Origin of the sequence: Nocardioides sp. LHD-245, from assembly GCF_030929495.1 — a bacterium.
In the GTDB taxonomy this organism is placed as follows: domain Bacteria; phylum Actinomycetota; class Actinomycetes; order Propionibacteriales; family Nocardioidaceae; genus Nocardioides.
This window is the reverse complement of record NZ_JAVFWN010000024.1, coordinates 18,925-36,955: the sequence shown is the minus strand read 5'-3', so window position 1 is coordinate 36,955 and position 18,031 is coordinate 18,925. Positions and strand designations below refer to the sequence as shown.

The window sequence follows — 18,031 nt, the reverse complement described above, 5'->3', positions numbered from 1 at the left end:
ATCCGGGGTCCCCTGTGGACAACCGGAACCGCTCGTTTCCCGCCGGGAACCCTCGGGCAGCCGTGGGTGCATGAATCCCCACCTCGCCCCACCGGTGCCGTCATGGCCGTGATCCTCGACGTCCCGTACGCCGTCCTCCGCGCGGCTCGCGAGAGCTGGGATCTCGCGAGCGACGAGCTCGACGGCGCCTGGCGCCGGCTCGCCCGGCTCTCGACCGCCGGCCTCTCCGCGACGGTCGCCGCCGCCGTCCGCGGCTTCGCCGAGCCGTGGGCCGACGAGCTCAAGGCGGCGGCCGGTCTCGCCGCGGGCCATGCCGAGGAGTTCGTCTTCTTCCACCGACGGCTGGTGATCGTCGACCGCGCGCAGGCCGAGGGACTGCGTGCGCTGCTGCCGTGGGCCGACCGGGACGCCGCCGTGCGGGAGGTGAGCGGGCCGTGACGATCGTCCACGTCCCCGCGCACGTCCCGGCCTGCCCGCTCCTCGACTCACAGCCCGCCGGCGCCCAGGACCTCGCCACCGACCTGCGGGCCGCCGCGGTCGCGGTCAAGAACGTGCAGGGTCGAGCCGCCGCGGTCGCGGCGCCGGCCTGGGTGGGCGACACCGCCGACGCCCACGCCCATGCCGCCACCGGGTTCGCCCACCGGCTCGACGCGGGCGAGGCCGCCCTCGACCGGGCGGTGACGGCGGCGGACCGCTTCGGCGAGCGGCTCGCCGGGCTGCTCGGCCGGCGCGACGACCTGACCGTGCGCCGCACCGGGCTCAACGCCGAGATCGACGCGCTCGCCGCCGAGGTCGTCGCCACGGTCGGCGACGACCGGCTCGCGGAGTTCCGGCAGCGGGCGGCCCAACTCACCGCCCGGGCCGACGACCTGCGGGTCCGGATCGCCGCCTGGGGGCACGACGAGGCGGACGCGGAGGCCGACCTGGTCGCCGCGCTCCGCTCGGTCGACACCGCCGCCGAGGGGGCCACCGCGGCGGTGGCCCCGGGTCGGCCGGAGACCGCCGACCTCGCCCGCCGGCTCCGCGCCCTGCGGGGCGACCCGGTCGCCCTGGCCACCTGGTGGCGCGGGCTCCGGCGGGCCGAGCAGGAGGCGCTCACCACCGAGCATCCCGAGCTGGTCGGCAACGCCGACGGGGTGCCGGTCGCCGATCGCGACGAGGCCAACCGCGGTGGGCTCGGCCGCGACCTCGACCTCTACACCCGGCGCGAGGAGGACGGGCAGCTCACCCACCGGGAGGAGCGGATCCTCGCGAACGCGACCCACGTCGCCGACGGTCTGGCGGACTACCGCGACCTCCGCGACACGGCCACCGGCACCCATCTCACCGAGCTGATCGCCTACACCCCGGGGCTGCACTCCGGTGACGGTGGCGTCGCGGTCTCCTTCGGCGATCCCGACACCGCCGACCACGTCTCGGTCAACGTGCCCGGGCTGAGCACGGAGTCCGCGAGCCTGTCGGGCAACCTCGACAAGACCCTCGCGCTCCACCAGGCCGCGGTCGCCGACGACCGGGGCAGCGTCGCGTCGGTCCACTGGGCCGACTACGACGCCCCGAGCGGCAACCCTCTCGACCCGTCGGACCCGTTCGGGCAGCTCGACTTCGGTGCCGTCGCCCTGCCCGGCAAGGCGGAGGCCGGGGGCGAGCGGCTCTCCGACTTCGTCGACGGCCTCCGCGCCTCCGACGAGGGCGCACCGGCCCACCTGACCGCGATCGGCCACAGCTACGGCTCCACCACCCTCGGCCACGCGCTCGCCGCCGGCCTCCCGGTCGACGACGCGGTCCTCCTCGGCAGCCCGGGCGTCCCTGCCGCGACGGCGGGGGAGCTGACGGCGGCCGGCGTGTGGGTCGGCAGCAAGGACCGCGACCCGGTCACCCTGCTCGGCGGCGGGCCGCTCGGCCACGACCCGGCCACCGCGGGCTTCGGCGGCACCCGCTTCGAGACGGGCGACGGCGAGCTGCGGGCCGGGGAGCTGCTCGCCAACCACACGTCGTACTTCGAGGGGTCCTCACTCGCCAACGTGGCGCACGTCGTCGCGGGCGCTGACGATGAGGTGACCGCGCAGCCCCCGCGCGGAGCCGACGACGGCTCGCACCTCACCCTGCCCGAGCTGCTGGTCGCGTCGAGCGGGGCGAGCGCCGCCCACGGGCTGGCGGAGGCCGGGGTCTGGCTCTGGGAGCAGGCCCCGTTCGGCGGGCTCCGATGAGACCGCGTCGTCGGATGCCGGCGGTCGCCGTCCTCCTCCTGCTGGCCGCGGCGCCGTCCGGGTGCGGCGACCCCGGCCGATCCTCCCGACCCACGGGCGCTCGGGCGGTCGAGGCCGTCGTCGCGGAGGCCGACCGGGCTCTCGACGGAGTGCTCCGCGACCTGGCGCGGACCCTCCGGCTCGGTGGGGCGCAGGGCAGCCGCTCGTTCGCGGTCTGCGGTGACACCGGCGCGCCGCGCGGGGTCGTCAGCAACGTCTTCGTGCACTTCACCTCCGCCTCCGAGCTCACCCACCAGGAGGCGACCACAGCGGCCGCCGAGCTCCTCGCGGCCGACGGTTGGGCGGTCGTGGACCCCCACAACCAGGCGCTGCTCACTGCGACCAGGAGCCGCCTGACGCTGCATCTCCGGATCGGGCCGAGCCTGGTGCAGGTCGACCTCGGGTCGGAGTGCGTCGAGACGTCCGCCGCGCTCGCCGGCGCGTACGACGACCGGCCGGTCGCCGAGCTGGGCCGGTCGTCCCGGGCGCGGCCGGACTCGTAGAGTCGGCGGCGTGGGGGACCTCAGTCTGACCGTCGTCGTGCTCCTCGCCCTGGCGGCCCTGACCGCCGGATTCGTGGATGCCGTGGTCGGCGGCGGCGGCCTGGTCCAGCTGCCCGCCCTGCTGCTCGGCCTGCCGGGCGCGAGCCCGGTCCAGGTGCTCGCGACCAACAAGATCGCCTCCGTGTGCGGCACGGCGGTCAGCTCGCTCACCTACTACCGGCGGATCGGCCCCGACCCGCGCACCTTCCTCCCGCTGATGGCGCTCGCGCTCGGGGGCGCGTTCTCGGGCGCCCTGCTGGCGTCGCGCATCCCGCGCGACGCCTTCGAGCCGATCGTGCTGCTGGCCCTGGTCGCCGTGGGCGGATACGTCCTGATGCGTCCGGCGCTGGGGGAGCGGACCGCGCTGCGGTTCGCGGGCCACCGGCACCTCGCGGCCGCGATGGGCGTCGGGTTCGTGATCGGCTTCTACGACGGCATCCTCGGCCCGGGGACCGGCAGCTTCTTCGTCTTCGCCCTCGTCGGCCTCCTGGGCTACGACTTCCTCCAGGCCTCGGCCAAGGCGAAGCTCGCGAACTTCGCGACCAACCTCGGGGCGCTCCTCCTCTTCATCCCGAGCGGAGCGGTGCTGTGGGACGTCGGGCTGATGATGGGCGCCTGCAACCTGGTCGGCGGCTACCTCGGCGCGCGGACCGCCGTCGCCCGCGGCTCCCGGTTCGTCCGGGTGTTCTTCATCGCCGTGGTGGGCGCCTTCGTCGTCCGGATCGGCGGCGGTGTCGTCGGCCTGTGGTGAGCGCCCGGGACACGTCCTAACCTGGAGCCATGAGCATCCCGGTGGACCCCGCGGACCTGCGCCAGGCCCTCGCCGACTTCGACAGCGGCTACCTGCTGACCACGTCCTCGCCCCAGGTGAAGGTCGTGACCGTCGACCCGGTGGCCGGCGACGACGGCACCCTGCGGATCGCCGGCCCGGGGCGGGGGACCCTGCGCAACCTCGCCGAGAACCCCGCGGTGACGGTGGTGTTCCCGCCGCGGGAGCGTCACGGCTACACCCTCCTCGTCGACGGCACCGCCACCACCGACGGCGAGGACGGCGGCGACGTCGTGGTCACCGCGACCACCGGGGTGCTGCACCGCCCCGCCGCCCATGCCGACGGCCCGCTGCCGCCCGACGGCTGCGGGCACGACTGCGCTCCGGTCGGATGACCCCGTTCTGGGTCACCGCCTTCCTCGACAACGCCGCCGCGCACCACCAGGAGAGCGTCGGGTTCTGGCAGGAGGCGACCGGGTACGCCGTCTCCTCCCCGCGCGGCGACCACGACGAGTTCGCGTCGCTGCTGCCGCCCGACGGCGACCCCTATCTCAAGGTCCAGCGCCGCCAGGCCGGAGCGGACCGGATCCATCTCGACCTCCATGTCGCCGACCCGCTGGCGGCGGCCGACGCCGCGCGGGTCGCCGGCGCGACGATCGTCGCCGACCGCGGGTACGTCGTCATGGCCTCGCCCGCCGGCCTCGTCTTCTGCTTCGTCGACCATCCCGCGTCGCGGCGCCCGGCCGCGACGACCTACGGACCGGGATCCGCGGTGCGGGTGCGCCAGGTCGCGATCGACGTGCCGCGGGCGTCGTACGAGAGAGAGCTCGGGTTCTGGTCGGCCGTCACCGGCTGGGAGCAGCGGGCCTCGACGCTCGTCGAGGACTTCCGCTTCCTCGTGGCGCCGTCCGGCCAGCCGCTCCGGCTGCTGCTGCAGCGGCTCGGCGCCGACGACACCGGCGAGGTGCGCGCCCACCTCGACTGGGGCACCACCGACCGGGCCGCGGAGACCGAGCGGCACCTCGGACTCGGCGCGCGCGTGCTCGCCCAGCATCGGCACTGGACCGTGCTCGCCGACCCGGTCGGCCGCGTCTACTGCCTCACCGACGGCGACCCGGGTTAGCCGGGCTAGCCGGGCTAACCGGCGGGCGTGAAGCCCGGCAGGAACTCCTGCATGATCGCCCGGAACGGTGCCTCGGCCTCGAGCTGGCTGAGCACGCCGACGCCGCCGAGCCAGGTGCGGTGGATGAGGACGTACGACGGCGGCAGGTTGAGCTTGATGCTCACGGTGTATGCCGGGTCCTTCGGGTCGTTGATCCGCTGGAACTGCTCGCGCATCCACACCCGGCTGAACCGGAAGCGCTCGACCAGGGTCGGGTCGACGAAGGGGGACAGGTAGTCCATGAGGAGCTGGGGCTCGATCCGGATCCGGTCCTTGAGGAAGCCCTCGTCGCGCAGCCCCGCGATCAGCGCATCCCCGTCGCCGGCCGCGCACAGCGTGATCAGCCGTCCCATCGGCTCGGGCAGTCCGCGCTGGGGGAGCCGGGCCACGGCCCCGAAGTCGAGGACGCCGAGCCGGCCCGGGGAGCCGTCGGCATCCGGGATCACCCGGAAGTTGCCGGGATGCGGGTCGGCGTGGAGCAGGCCGGTGCGCGCCGGCCCGGAGAAGAGGAACCGGGTGAAGAGCTCGCCGTAGTGGTCGCGCTCCTCGGGCGTGCCGCCGGTGATGATCGCGGCCAGTGAGCTCGTCGAGTCGAGCCACTCGGTGACCAGGACCCGTCGCCCGACCGCGACGACGTCGGGAACGACGATGTGCGGGTCGTCGCGGAACTCCCGGGCGAACTCCCGCTGCGCCTCGGCCTCGAGGTCGTAGTCGAGCTCCTCGCGAGCCCGGGCCTGGACCTCCTCGACGAGTGGCTTCATGTCGACGCCCGGGATGAGCGGGCCGATCGCCCGCGCGGCCCGGGCCAGGGTGCGCAGGTCGGCCATCAGGGCGGCACCTGCGTCGGGATACTGGACCTTCACGGCGACCCGCCGCCCGTCGTACCAGCGGCCCTCGTGGACCTGGCCGATGCTCGCGGCGGCCGTCGGAGCCCCGTCGAGCCAGACCAGACGCTCCTTCCAGTCCTCACCCAGGTCCTCGGCGAGGAGGTCGCGCACCGTCTGGGTCGGCATCGGGGGAGCGGAGTCCTGGAGGCGGGTCAGCTGCTCGCGGTACGGCGCCGCCATCTCCTCGGGCAGCGCCGACTCGAGCACCGAGAGCGCCTGGCCGAACTTCATCGCCCCACCCTTGAGCTCGCCCAGGGTCCGGAACAGCTGCTCCGCCGTGCGCTGCTGGATCTCGCTCATCACCGCCTCGGCGGGCGCGCCGCCGAGGCGCTTGCCGAACCCGACGGCCGTGCGGCCGGCGTACCCGAGGGGGAGCGCCGCGAGCCGCGCCGTGCGCGCTGCGGCCTTCCGAGGGAGGTCAGCCATACCCCCAGTCTGTCAGGTGACCTGGTGGAGGGAGCCGCGCCTCGTCAGCGCCCGTGCCCGGGATCTGCTCCACGAAACGGCTCAGGTGCGCGGCGTGCTCGCCGATGTGGTCGATGGCGCCTGGTCCGGACGGATCCTCAACCTCCGGCGGCGCGCACGGGAACGGCCCTGCCTACTCCTCGTCCCGGGGGTGAGGCGAGATCCTGCGTTCTCAGATATCGAATGGTCCCGGGTGAAGCGGTGTCGCACGACACATCCGCGCGCGCAAACTGGGCGGGCAATCGACCGGACACCGCTCAGGAAAGCACCTAGCGTGATCTCCGATCAATGGGACACGCCCGTCTCGATCCGTGGGAGGGAAGAGCGGGCACAAGGCTGGAGGGGCCTTTCATCATGGGCGTAATTGCCGACCGTTTTTCCGGCGTGCCGTCACGGCGACCGGGCGCGATCCGTCGTACGGGCATCAGGCTCGTCACCCTGGCCCTGCTTGCCGGTGGCATCAACATCGGTGTCGGGCTCTCGCCGGCCACGCTGCCCGCCGCCCAGGCCGCCACGATCACCATCGGCCAGGTGACCGCGCAGATGAGCGATCACGCCCCGACCAGTGGCAACTGCATCAGGTACGCACCGGTCAACACGTCCACGAGCTCGGCCTACGTGAACTCGTCGGGTGAGGCGCGCACCGCCCACGGCTACGGCAACAACTGTCCGACGAACCTCAGCACCAGCACGCAGAGCGCCGTCGGGGTGGTGCCGACCGCCGCCACCACCGCCCAGGACGGGACACCGTTCCTGCTGGGCAAGGTGACGCACTACAACAACCCGGTCACCACGAGCGACGACCGCTTCACCGGCAAGATGAGCTTCCAGCTCGCCGGCGTCACCGGCGCCAACACCTTCACCTGGGACTGGACGCTGTGGGAGACCTCGAACAGCAGCTTCTCCTGCCCCTCCGGCTGGTGGAAGGGCAACGGCAACTGCCTCGACCAGATCAAGTTCACCAGCGCCATCAGCCAGCAGACCGTCACCATCGGCGGCGCCAGCTACCGCCTCGCCGTCGACGGCTTCCGCGCCCCCGCGTCGAACGGCACCTGCCCGGCCGCGCCCAGCGGTGGCACCAACAACGAGTTCCTGACCGACGAGAGCGCCCAGACCTCCGCCTGCATCTACGTCAGCCTGGTGCAGGTCCGCAGCCTGAAGATCGTGAAGAAGGTCGTCGGCCCGGCCGGTGTCACGGTGCCGAGCACGACCTTTGGGTTCGGCTCGACGTCCAACCGGCCCGGCTCGCCCTGGGACGCCGGCTCGTTCAACCTCTCCTCGAGCTCGAGCACGTCCGGCTCCACGACCAAGGAGCTGCTGCAGACCGAGTCGGTCTCCGTCACCGAGGCCGCGCCCAGCGGCGCGGGCAGCGACCGCTGGGCACTGACCGGCATCGCGTGTGTCGACGGCACCGGCGCGACGGTGCCGCAGGCGAGCTACAACCTCGCGGCCCGCAAGCTGGACCTCGCCAACGTCCCGGCGCCGGCCACGACCGCCGCCGGCCCGATCACCTGCACCTTCACGAACACCTACACCCCCAAGGGCACCCTGACTCTGGTCAAGACCGTCCAGAACACCGGTGGCGGCAGCGCCACCGCGGCGAGCTTCACGCTCACCGGGACGGGCCCCACGACGATCTCGGGCCCCGGCGGCTCGGCGGCGGTCACCTCGCAGCGGGTCGGCACCGGCAGCTACGACCTCACGGAGACCGGCCCGGTCGGCTACGTCAGCCAGGGCTGGTCGTGCAGCGGCGGCACCGGCAACGGCGCGAACGGCTCGGTCACCGTCGGTGACGGACAGAACGTGACCTGCACCGTGGTCAACCGCTACCAGACCGGCACCTTCAAGATCGCCAAGATGATCGCCGACCCGGCCAACGGCTTCACCGGTACGGCGAGCACGCCGTTCACCGGCACCTACAACTGTGGCAGCGGCAACGTCGCCTTCTCGGTCTCGACCGGCACCGGGTTCACCTCGCCCGCCATCCCTGTGGGCCGCACCTGCACGGTGACCGAGACCCAGCCGACCGGCAACCTGAAGAACGCGTCGTACTCCTGGTCGGCGCCGTCCTACGCCGACAACGGCGTCACCATCGCCGACGGCACCAGCCCGACGGTGACCATCACCAACACGATCACCCAGGCCACCGGCTCGATCCGCGTCACCAAGATCGTCGCCCCCCGCGCCGGCACGCCCGCCGGCGGCTACACCGGAGGCGACGCCCGCGCGTTCCCGGTGACCTACAGCTGCTCGCTGCCGGCCGACACGGTCGTCGCCTCCGGGACGGTCGACGTCACGCCGGGCACCCCGGCTGTCGTCCCCGGCATCGCCGCCGGCGCCACCTGCACCTTCACCGAGACGCTGAGCGCCAAGCCGGGCGACTTCGCCGACGGCTCCTACGGCTGGGACGGCAACGGCTTCGCGCCGGCGAGCGTCACTGTCGCGGCCGGTCAGACGACGTCGACCACGGTCACCAACCACTTCAAGCGCAACCTCGCGGACCTGGTCCTCAAGAAGGTCGTCCAGGGCGGCGGGTACGTCGGCAGCGGCACGCCGTTCGCGGTCACCTACGACTGCGGCAACAACCCGGTCACCGTGAACCTCGCGGCGAGCGGTGCCCAGAGCCAGCAGACGGTGTCCGTCCCGGCCAACGTGAACTGCACCGTCGTCGAGACCGCGCCCGCGGGCAACCTGCTCGCCGCGTCCCACGAGTGGGGCACGCCGTCCTACGCCGGCCTGACCAACGGCACCGTCGCCGTGCCGACCGGTGGCTCCAAGACCGTCACGGTCACCAACCCGACGGTGCCGGTCTACGCCAAGCTCTCCGTCACCAAGGCGATCGCGCCGACAGCCCTCGCCTCGGGCGTCGCCTCGGGTACCACCTTCCCCGTCACCGTCGCGTGTGACCAGCCGGCCAGCGGCGGCGGCGCGAACTACCAGCACACCTTCGACCTCGCCGTCGGCGGCACCGCGACCACGCCGGACCTCCCGGTCGGGACGTCGTGCACCGTCACGGAGAACGCACCGAGCGGCTCGGCCGGCCTGGTCGACGACTCCTACGTCTGGGACGGCGCGCCCGCCCCGGTCACGAAGACGCTGAGCACGAAGAACACCACCGTCAGCGTCACGGTCACCAACAAGATCAAGCGCGCCTACGGCGACCTGGCTGTCACGAAGGCGGTCGACGGGCTGAACGGCGTCAACGGCGCCGGCACCACGTTCTCCGGAACCTGGTCGTGCGTCTACGGCGGCGACGCGCCCGTCACCGGCACCTGGCAGCGCACCGGCGCGGGCGCCGCGACGGTCAACGGCCCCACCGGCACGATCCTGCTCGGCTCGACCTGCACGATCACCGAGAACGCCCCGTCCCCGGCCGCGCCGAGCGCCACCGACGCCTCCTACGTGTGGGGCGCGGAGACGATCACGCCGGCGAGCGTCAAGGTCACCAAGGCGAACCCGACGGCCACGTTCGACGTGACCAACCCGGTGCGCCGGGTCACCGGGTCCTTCGCGGTGGGCAAGGTCGTCGACGGCGGCACCGCCGGCACGGCGTACGCCGACCAGCCGTTCACGTTCAGCTACTCCTGCACCCCGGCCGGTGGCGGCACCGCGCTGACCGGCTCCCTGCAGGCCCGGGCCGGTCAGACGACCAGCCTGCCCGCCGGAGTCGACATCCCGGCCGGCAGCTCCTGCACGATCACCGAGGGAGCCAACCCGGCGCCGACCGACCCCTACCGCTGGGACGACGGCGTCAGCTTCAGCGTCACCGGTGCGACCGGCACCGCCTCGGGCCGCAGCGTCGACTTCACGACGCCGGCCGACGGCGGGCCCGTGACGGTGCAGGCCACCAACACGATCAGTCCTCGCGAGGTCGACGTCGCCGTGACCAAGCGGGTCGTCGACCCCGACGGCGGGTTCACCGGCGCGGCCAGCACCACCTTCCAGGTGTCGCTGACCTGTGCGGGCACCACCTACGGCCCGAGCGGCGTCAAGGCCGGCGCCACGGTGAGCTTCACCGTGCCGCTCGGCGTGAGCTGCTCGGCGAGCGAGGCTCCGGTCCCGGCCGGGGCCGGCCTCGCCGACGCGTCCTTCGCCTGGTCCGCCGGACCGGACATCGCGCCGGCGTCGGTCAAGGCCGCCGAAGGCTCCTCGCCCACGATCACGGTGACCAACACCGTGGAGCGGGTGCGCGGCCCGATCGGCCTGACCAAGATCGTCGACGAGGCCGGACACTCCGGCGTCCTCGCCGCGGACCGCACCTACTCCGGCACCTGGTCCTGCACCTACGGCGGGCAGTCGGTCGGCGGCGCCTGGACGGTCGACGGCGCGGGCGCGGCCACGCTCACCGGTCCGGCCGGCAGCGTGCTGCTCACCTCGCAGTGCACCGCAACGGAGAACGACCGTGGCGCCGCGAGCGGCGACCCGTCGTACGTGTGGGAGACCCCCACGCTCACCGGTGTCACGGTGAGCGCCGCGGGCCCGAACACGATGAAGGTCACCAACAAGATCAAGCGCCTCACGGGCGGCCTCCTCGTGACCAAGAAGGTCACCGGCGAGACCGACGGCTACACCCGCACGGGCGCGGACTTCACCGTGGCCTACCACTGCTACCTCGCCGACCCGGCCACCGGGCCCTTCTTCGAGGGCGAGGTCCAGGTCGTCGCCGGTGCCGCTGCGGTGCCGCTGGCCGGTGGGATCCCGCGCGGCTGGACCTGCGAGGTCCGCGAGACCGCGCCCACGGCGAACCTGCTGCGCGACGCCTCCTATGCCTGGGGCGGACCCACGATCGAGATCGACGGTGACGAGACCGACACGGTCGAGATCGACGCCGACGGCGCCACCGTCGCGGTCGCCAACCCGATCACCCGGGTGACGGGCGACCTCGAGATCCGCAAGGCCTACGGCCCCGGCGTGACCTCGGGCGTCATCGCCTCCGGCACCGCGTTCACCGGCGCCTGGTCGTGCGTCTACGACCAGGGCGAGGCGACGGAGGAGACCTTCTCCGGCACCTGGCGCGTCACGGGCACCGGCGACGCCGCGCTCACTCCCGACCCGGACCTGCCGCTCGGCACGGTCTGCTCGGTGACGGAGGACGCGCTCGACGACGGCGACCTGGCCGACACCTCCTGGACGTGGACCGCGCCCCAGGTCTCCGGACCGGTCACCGTCGGCACCACGACGCCGGCGCTGGTCGTCACCAACGACGTGAAGCGGGTCTACTCCGACCTCACCGTGGTCAAGGAGTACGACGGCCCCGCGGCCGCCCTGCCCGGTGGCAGCACCGTCCAGGGCGCCTGGAGCTGCAGCTACGACACCACGGTCGTCGGCCAGGGTCGCTGGGAGCTGCCCGCGACCGGTGGCTCGGTGCGGGTCGCCGGTCCGGCCGAGCGGATCCCCGCAGAGTCGGTCTGCACCGTCACCGAGGACACCCTCGACGACGGCGACCTCGCCGACGGCTCGTACACGTGGCTCGCCCCGGTCATCGCGCCGGACGGCGGCGTCGTGACGCTCACCGCGGCCGGCGGCCAGAAGGTGACGATCACCAACGACGTCGCCCGCGTCTACGGGACCCTGGCGATCACCAAGGAGATCGCCGGCGGCCAGTCGATCGACGACGACCTGGCGTTCACCGGCGGCTACCGCTGCACCTACGGCAGCGACGACCCGGTCACCGGCACCTGGACGGTCACCGACGAGGGCACCTTCACCGTCGGCGGCGTCCTGGTCGGCTCGACCTGCACCGCCACCGAGGACACCGGACTCCGGCCCGCGCCGGTCGCCGGTGACCCCTCGTTCGTGTGGCAGGCACCGGTCATCTCGCCGGACTCGGTCACCGTCGGCGCCGGGACGACGGTCACCCTGACCGTCACCAACACCGCGTCGCGGACCACGGGCGCGTTCGCCATCACCAAGGCGCTGACCGGAGCGACGGCCGGCGAGCCGGCGGGCCAGACCTACACCTTCGACTACTCCTGCGTGGCCAAGAACGGCGACAAGGTCCAGGGCACCTCCGCGGCGATCGCGGCGGGTGGGCTCTGGAACGCACCCGACGTCCCGGTCGGCAGCTCCTGCACGGTGAGCGAGAACGCGCTCCCCGCGCTCGGCGACCCGTCGTACTCCTGGAAGGCCGCGGCGTACGGCGTCGCCGGCGTGGACGAGAACGGCGTCAGCACCGGGCCCGCGGGCGTCACCTTCACGCTGCCCGCCGGCCAGGCGGCGGTCGTCGTCACGGTCACCAACGAGCTCCAGCGGCACACCCGCGCCGTGGAGGTCGTCAAGACGGTCTCCGGGACGAGGGCCGGCTACGTCGCCGGCGACTTCGCCGTGGACGTGAAGTGCACCCCGGTCAGCGGCGCCGCCATCACGCGGACCCTGACGGTCTCGCCGACCGCGTCGGGCACCGTGAGCGACGTGCCGATCGGCTCCACCTGCACGGTCCAGGAGCAGGCGACCCGGCCGGCACTCGCCGACCCGTCGTACCGCTGGGGCACGCCGACCTACAGCCCGTCCGGCCCGGTGACCGTCACCGCCGGCCAGGACCCGGTCAAGGTCACCGTCGACAACCCGATCAGCCGGGTCTTCGGCACGTTCACCGTCAAGAAGCTGCTGACCGGGACGGGCGTCCCGGCAGGAGCGCCGCAGCCGGCGACGACGTACCCGTTCGGCTACGTGTGCGCCGTGCCCGGTGCCGACGACCCGGTGACCGGCCGGATCGACGTCGCGCGCGACACCGTCGCCGCGTACGACGGCCCGCGGCTGCCGCAGGGCAGCACCTGCCGGCTCACCGAGCCGAGCGACGAGATGCCCGCCCCGGACCGCGGCTTCGCGTGGGGCGACGTCAGCTACACCGTCGACGGCGACGCCGCCGGTTCGGGCCGCGACGTCGACCTGACCATCGGCGCCGGCACGACGGTCGCGGTGGTCGCCACCAACACGCTGCACCGCACCCCCGGTGGCTACCGGGTCGCGAAGACCTCGGACCCCGGGTCCGGCGCGGTCGTGGCCCCGGGTGACGTGATCACCTACACGGTGACGATCACGCCCGACGGCACCAACCCGGTCGACGACGTCGTGGTCGTCGACGACCTCGCCGAGATCGCGCCGTACGCCACCGCCGTCGGCGACCCCGTCGCCAGCCAGGGCACGGCGATCGTCGATGGACAGAAGATCCGGTGGACCGCCGGCACCGTCGACGGCAGCCAGCCGCTGACGCTGACCTACCGGTACAAGGTGGACGCCGCAGCCGTCGGTGTGGAGCTGCGCAATGTGGCTTCCGCGACGGGCGAGGTCCCGCCGACGACGTGCGAGCCGTGCCAGACCACGCACGAGACCAAGGCGGAGTGGGACCTGACGAAGACGGCCGACCCGGCCTCGGGCTCGCGGGTCGCGCCGGGCGGCTCGATCACCTACACGCTCACGGCCACCAGCCGGTCCAAGAAGACCGCGGTCGTCGGGATCGTGGTGGAGGACGACCTCACCGCCGTGCTGGGCAACGCCCAGCTCCAGCCGCTCGGCACGCCGAGCGCCGGAAGCGTCACCCGCACCGACAACCGCCTGGTGTGGCAGATCCCGACGCTGGCGCCGGGAGCGGTCGCCACGCTGAGCTACACGGTCGTCGTCAACACCGGGGCGTGGGGCGTGACCCTGCGCAACGTGGTCAGCGGCAGCGCGGAGGACACCCCGCCGTCGTCCTGCCCGAAGGTCGGCAGCCCGGCCCGGGTGGCGAGCCTGTGCACCACCGAGCACACCACCCCGCCCAGCCCGGGCGACGTGGGCGGCGTCGACGACGGCGGCGGCAAGGGCGGCAAGGGCGGCGACGAGGGTGAGGTCGGCGGCGTGGCGCTGCCGGACACCGGCAGCCCGGCCAGCCTCCCGTGGTTCCTGGTCACCGGTGTGCTGATGCTGCTGTGCGGTGGCTACCTGGTCGGCCGGACCCGGAAGGGCACCCACCGGGCCTGAGCGCCTCCTCGCCCACGGGCGTGCTCTTCTCAGACAGGGAAGGGCACGCCCGTGTTGGCGTGGCAGCGATAGCCGTGCGGGACCTTGTGCAGGTACTGCTGGTGGTGCGGCTCGGCGTAGTAGTACGCCGGCGCGGGCGCGATCTCGGTGGTGATCTCTCCGTAGCCGCGACCCGCGATCTCGTCGCCGTACACCCGCGTCAGCTCCCGTGCGGTCTGCTCCTGCTCGGGGGTCGTGTAGTAGATCGCCGAGCGGTACTGGCTGCCGACGTCGTTGCCCTGGCGCATGCCCTGGGTCGGGTCGTGGACCTCGAAGAACTGCTTGACGAGGTCGGCGTAGGTGACCTGCGTGGGGTCGAAGACGATCCGGACGGCCTCGGTGTGGCCGGTGCGGCCGCTGCAGACCTCCTCGTACGTCGGGTTCGGCGTGTGCCCGCCGGCGTACCCGACCGAGGTCGACCACACGCCGGGGATCTGCCAGTAGATCTCCTCGGCGCCCCAGAAGCAGCCGAGGCCGAAGATGGCGACCTCGAGGCCGTCGGGGACCTCGCCGGCGTCGGGGCCGGTCACCAGCGGGGTGTGCAGCACCTCGTGCAGCGTCGGAAGGGCGAACGCCGGGGCCGGGCGGCCGGGCAGCGCCTCGGCGGGGGCGATCAGGTCGGGCGTGCGGCGGGAGAACATGACTCCATTGTCTCCCCGCCGGCAAGGGCCCGCCGCGGGCCTCAGTCGAAGCGGAGCTCGCGGCTGAACCGCAGCTGGAGCAGGGCGCTGCCGCCGTCGACGGGCAGCTGGACACCGTTGACGTAGCCGGCGTCGTCACCGGCGAGGTAGAGCACCGCGGCGGCCACCTCCTCCGGCTGCGCCCACCGTCGCGACGGGACGGTGCCGAGCGCGTGCTCGCGGACGTCGTCGGGGGCATCGGCGAGCCGGGGTACGTCGATGACGCCCGGCAGCACGCAGTTGCTGGTGATCCCGTGGGGCCCGTACTCCAGTGCGACGGTGTTGGACAGGCCGATCAGGGCGGCCTTCGAGGCGGCGTAGTGGGCCTGGCGGTAGCCGCCCTGCACCGAGCTGATGCTGGCCACGTTGACGATGCGTCCGTAGCCGGCGGCGAGCATGTCGGGGAGGACCTCGCGGATGAGCAGGAACGGACCGCGGACGTTGACCTGCATGAACCGGTCCCAGGTCTCGAGCGCGATCCGGTGGGTGGCGCGGTAGTCGCCGAACAATGCCGCGCAGTTGACCAGGACGTCGAACCGCAGGCCGTCGCGACGCAGTTCGTCGAGCGCGGCGCCCGCCTGGGCGTCGTCGGCCAGATCGACCTCGACATGGGTGACGCCGGGGAGGGCGTCGGTGGGCGTGGTCAGGTCGAGACCGACCACGCGGTCGCCGAGCGCGGCGAACCGCTCGGCGACGATCCGCCCCACGACGCCGTTGGCGCCGGTCACGAGGACGGTGCGGGCGGGCCGGCTCACCGGGCCTCCTCGGCGAGCAGCAGCGTGGCGCGCTCGCGCAGTGCGACGCGCTGCACCTTCGAGGACAGGGTGCGGGGGAAGTCGTCCATGACCAGCACCCGCTTGGGCACCTTGTAGTCGGCGAGGCCGGCTCGCGCCGCGGTGGTCACCGCCGCGGGGTCGACGACGCGGCCCGGCTCCGGGAGCACGCAGGCCACGACCTCCTCGCCCCAGCGCACGCTCGGTACGCCGACCACGGACGACTCGGCGACCCCGGGGACCTGGTCCAGCACCCGCTCCACCTCCGCCGGGTAGACGTTCAGGCCGCCGGTCACGATCATCTCCTTCTTGCGCCCGGCGATGAAGTAGTAGCCGTCGTCGTCACGATGGGCCAGGTCGCCGGTGCGGAGCCAGCCGTCGGCCAGCACCTCCGCGGTGAGGTCGGGGCGCCCCCAGTAGCCGGCGAAGACCTGGGGGCCGCGCAGGGCGATCTCGCCGATCTCGCCCACACCGACGTCGTCGCCCGTGTCGTCGAGCAACCGGATCTCGAAGCCGAGCGCAGCACGACCGACCGAGCCGACCTTGACCCGGATCATCGCGTCGTCCATCCACATCGACGGCCCGCCGGTCGCCTCGGAGAGGCCGTAGGCCTGGCTGACGTCGACCCCGCGGGCGCCGTACGCCTCGACGAGCTCGGGTGGGACCACGGCGCCGCCCGACTGGATGCCGCGCAGCGAGGTGAGATCGGTGGACGTCCAGGTCTCCGCGGTGCGCATCCGATCCAGGATCGTCGGGACGGAGGTGATCCAGGTGACCCCGTGCCGCTCGATGAGGCGCAGGGCCTGGAGCGGCTCGAACTCGCGGACCAGCACGATGGTCCCTCCGGCGGCGATCGCATGCTTGGACGAGGCGATGAAGCCGCCGGAGAAGCACAGCGGCATCACCACCAGGTGCACGTCGCGGTGGGTCAGGGCGTACTCCGACATCCACAGCGTCCGGGACGCCTCCAGGTTGCCCAGCGTGAGTGTCACTCCCTTGGGGCGCCCGGTCGTGCCCGAGGTGTGGATGATCGTGGCCGGCTCGTCCGTGTCGCGGCCGATCAGCGGCGCCCGGTCCGGCTCGACCTCCTCCGCGGCATCGACGTCGACCGCGGTGCCTCCGGTCCAGGTCTGCGCCAGGTACGCCGCCAGGGCGGGCAGCGCTCGCTCGTAGACGGCCACGGTCGGGGTCGCGTCCTGGAGCACCTCGGCGAGCTCGCGCGGCGCCAGGCGGGTGTTGACCGGGATGACGACGGCGCCGATGCGGTGCGCGGCGAACTCGACGTACAAGAACTCCGGCCGGTTCAGCAGGCAGATCGCCACCCGGTCCCCGGGCCGCACGCCTCGCGCGGTGAGACGGGCCCGCCAGCGGGCGACCTCCTCGTCGAACCGGCTCCAGGTCACGACCTCGTCGCCGAAGTGGATCGCCGGACGGTCGCCGAAGAGGGCGGCCCAGTGGCCGATCCAGGTGGGCAGCGTGCTGAGCATGACGACTAGATCTCCTGCGGGACGGGGCGGTTGTTGCGACGGGCCCCCTCCACGAGGCCGTGCTCGATGAACTCGACGACGGCACCGTCGGGATCCTCGAAGAAGACCGCGTCCAGGAGCCCGACGCCTGCGCCGATGTCGATCTTCGCGACTCGGGGAGGTTCCGGCAACAGGTCCGCCAGATGCTCCAGACTCGCGGCGAAGTCCTCGGTGACCAGTGCCATCCGGTAGAGACCGGGGTGGTTGCCCGGGCTGAGGGCGCGGGGGAGGAGCACCTCGGGGCCGGGTTCGCACAGCTCGATGCCGAAGGTGTCGCGGTTGCCCTCGTAGCGCAGCATCCGGCGGCGCACGGCCTGCCCGTCGATGGTCGTGCGGCGGTCGACGGCGATGCGCATCCGCAGCACCCGCTGGTAGAAGCCGGTGCTGCGCTCCAGCGAGCTGCAGTTGAGCCGGACGCCGCGGAAGCGCAGTGGCCGGTCGGCGTCGAAGCGGACCTCGAGGTGGGTGCCGTCGGGGTCGCGCAGATGCAGGGCCGGGACGGCCTCGCCGTCCTCGTCGAGGATCTCGACCTCGCGCACCTCCTGGGGCCACGCGGTGGCGCGGGCCGCGACCTCGTCGAGGTCCGCAGCGGTGAAGAGAAGCCGGTTGAGCCCCCACCGGTGCCCGGTGTCGGGTTGCCCGATCAGCTCGTCCTCGACCGCGGGGTGCCACTGCAAGACGTCCAGCACGGGGCCTCGCACACCCCGGTCGTCGCTCATCAGCACGCCGCTCCAGCGGACCAGGTCGTTGATGGCGAAGGCGTCTCCGGCCTGGTCGACGTCCGGTGCCATCCGCACGATCGGGCGCAGCCCGAGCACGTCGGCGTAGTACTGCTCGGACCGGGTGATGTCACGGACGTTGAGGTTCACATGACCGAACCACTTGGGAATGCCGTTCACGGTGATCCTTTCCAAAAGGTGACGCCACCTTAACAAAATGAAGCCTTCCACGGTCAAGATGGACGTTGACGGAGTCTGATCTGG

The 18,031-nt window shown here is 73.0% G+C and carries 12 protein-coding genes; 7 read left to right on the top strand and 5 right to left on the bottom strand.

Going from position 1 to position 18,031, the window contains the following annotated elements; all coding sequences use genetic code 11:
- The first annotated feature begins 102 nt into the window (after positions 1-102).
- Genes RB608_RS26885 through RB608_RS26860 form a run of 6 tightly spaced genes read left to right on the top strand, consistent with a single transcriptional unit; the run spans position 103 to position 4,680 of the window.
- On the top strand, positions 103-438 hold the full coding sequence (locus RB608_RS26885) for a hypothetical protein (RefSeq protein ID WP_308091173.1): 336 nt from the start codon (positions 103-105) through the stop codon (positions 436-438).
- Positions 435-2,207, top strand: a complete 1,773-nt coding sequence (locus RB608_RS26880) for an alpha/beta hydrolase (protein WP_308091172.1) — start codon at positions 435-437, stop codon at positions 2,205-2,207. Before RB608_RS26885 ends, RB608_RS26880 begins: the two co-directional genes overlap by 4 nt.
- Complete coding sequence (locus tag RB608_RS26875; RefSeq protein WP_308091171.1) at positions 2,204-2,749, top strand: hypothetical protein; 546 nt, start codon at positions 2,204-2,206, stop codon at positions 2,747-2,749. Before RB608_RS26880 ends, RB608_RS26875 begins: the two co-directional genes overlap by 4 nt.
- A 10-nt stretch (positions 2,750-2,759) precedes the next feature.
- Positions 2,760-3,539: a TSUP family transporter gene (locus tag RB608_RS26870; protein WP_308091170.1), complete on the top strand. Its 780-nt coding sequence runs from the start codon at positions 2,760-2,762 to the stop codon at positions 3,537-3,539.
- A gap of 29 nt (positions 3,540-3,568) precedes the next feature.
- The gene (locus tag RB608_RS26865) at positions 3,569-3,952 is read left to right on the top strand and encodes a pyridoxamine 5'-phosphate oxidase family protein (protein ID WP_308091169.1); all 384 of its coding nucleotides are present in this window, start codon (positions 3,569-3,571) and stop codon (positions 3,950-3,952) included.
- Positions 3,949-4,680 carry a VOC family protein gene (locus RB608_RS26860; protein ID WP_308091168.1) on the top strand — a complete coding sequence of 244 codons (732 nt, stop codon included), beginning with the start codon at positions 3,949-3,951 and terminating at the stop codon, positions 4,678-4,680. The genes RB608_RS26865 and RB608_RS26860 overlap by 4 nt, the downstream gene beginning before the upstream one ends.
- Before the next feature lie 14 nt (positions 4,681-4,694).
- Here the strand turns inward: RB608_RS26860 and RB608_RS26855 are convergent, their stop codons facing one another.
- Positions 4,695-6,032, bottom strand: a complete 1,338-nt coding sequence (locus RB608_RS26855) for an AarF/UbiB family protein (protein ID WP_308091167.1) — start codon at positions 6,030-6,032, stop codon at positions 4,695-4,697.
- Positions 6,033-6,455: 423 nt separating this feature from the next.
- Here RB608_RS26855 and RB608_RS26850 point away from each other — a divergent pair, with 423 nt between their 5' ends.
- Positions 6,456-14,030 (top strand): DUF5979 domain-containing protein, encoded by a 7,575-nt coding sequence (locus tag RB608_RS26850; RefSeq protein ID WP_308091166.1) that lies wholly within the window; start codon positions 6,456-6,458, stop codon positions 14,028-14,030.
- A gap of 29 nt (positions 14,031-14,059) precedes the next feature.
- Here the strand turns inward: RB608_RS26850 and msrA are convergent, their stop codons facing one another.
- Genes msrA through RB608_RS26830 form a run of 4 tightly spaced genes read right to left on the bottom strand, consistent with a single transcriptional unit; the run spans position 14,060 to position 17,947 of the window.
- Positions 14,060-14,710, bottom strand: coding sequence for a peptide-methionine (S)-S-oxide reductase MsrA (gene msrA, locus RB608_RS26845; RefSeq protein WP_308091165.1), 651 nt, complete (start codon positions 14,708-14,710; stop codon positions 14,060-14,062).
- A 41-nt stretch (positions 14,711-14,751) separates the two neighbouring features.
- Positions 14,752-15,504 (bottom strand): SDR family NAD(P)-dependent oxidoreductase, encoded by a 753-nt coding sequence (locus tag RB608_RS26840; protein ID WP_308091164.1) that lies wholly within the window; start codon positions 15,502-15,504, stop codon positions 14,752-14,754.
- Entirely contained in the window at positions 15,501-17,009 is a 1,509-nt protein-coding gene (locus RB608_RS26835; RefSeq protein ID WP_308091163.1) for an AMP-binding protein, read from the bottom strand. Before RB608_RS26835 ends, RB608_RS26840 begins: the two co-directional genes overlap by 4 nt.
- 5 nt (positions 17,010-17,014) lie before the next feature.
- Positions 17,015-17,947, bottom strand: coding sequence for a VOC family protein (locus RB608_RS26830; protein ID WP_308091162.1), 933 nt, complete (start codon positions 17,945-17,947; stop codon positions 17,015-17,017).
- Positions 17,948-18,031 lie beyond the last annotated feature (84 nt).

What these genes read in the sequence shown, in the direction of transcription:
- RB608_RS26835 (WP_308091163.1), bottom strand. Translation starts at nt 17,009, where the DNA reads ATGCTCAGCACGCTGCCCACCTGGATCGGCCACTGGGCCGCCCTCTTC.
- RB608_RS26875 (WP_308091171.1), top strand. Translation starts at nt 2,204, where the DNA reads ATGAGACCGCGTCGTCGGATGCCGGCGGTCGCCGTCCTCCTCCTGCTG.
- msrA (WP_308091165.1), bottom strand. Translation starts at nt 14,710, where the DNA reads ATGTTCTCCCGCCGCACGCCCGACCTGATCGCCCCCGCCGAGGCGCTG.
- RB608_RS26865 (WP_308091169.1), top strand. Translation starts at nt 3,569, where the DNA reads ATGAGCATCCCGGTGGACCCCGCGGACCTGCGCCAGGCCCTCGCCGAC.
- RB608_RS26855 (WP_308091167.1), bottom strand. Translation starts at nt 6,032, where the DNA reads ATGGCTGACCTCCCTCGGAAGGCCGCAGCGCGCACGGCGCGGCTCGCG.
- RB608_RS26885 (WP_308091173.1), top strand. Translation starts at nt 103, where the DNA reads ATGGCCGTGATCCTCGACGTCCCGTACGCCGTCCTCCGCGCGGCTCGC.
- RB608_RS26860 (WP_308091168.1), top strand. Translation starts at nt 3,949, where the DNA reads ATGACCCCGTTCTGGGTCACCGCCTTCCTCGACAACGCCGCCGCGCAC.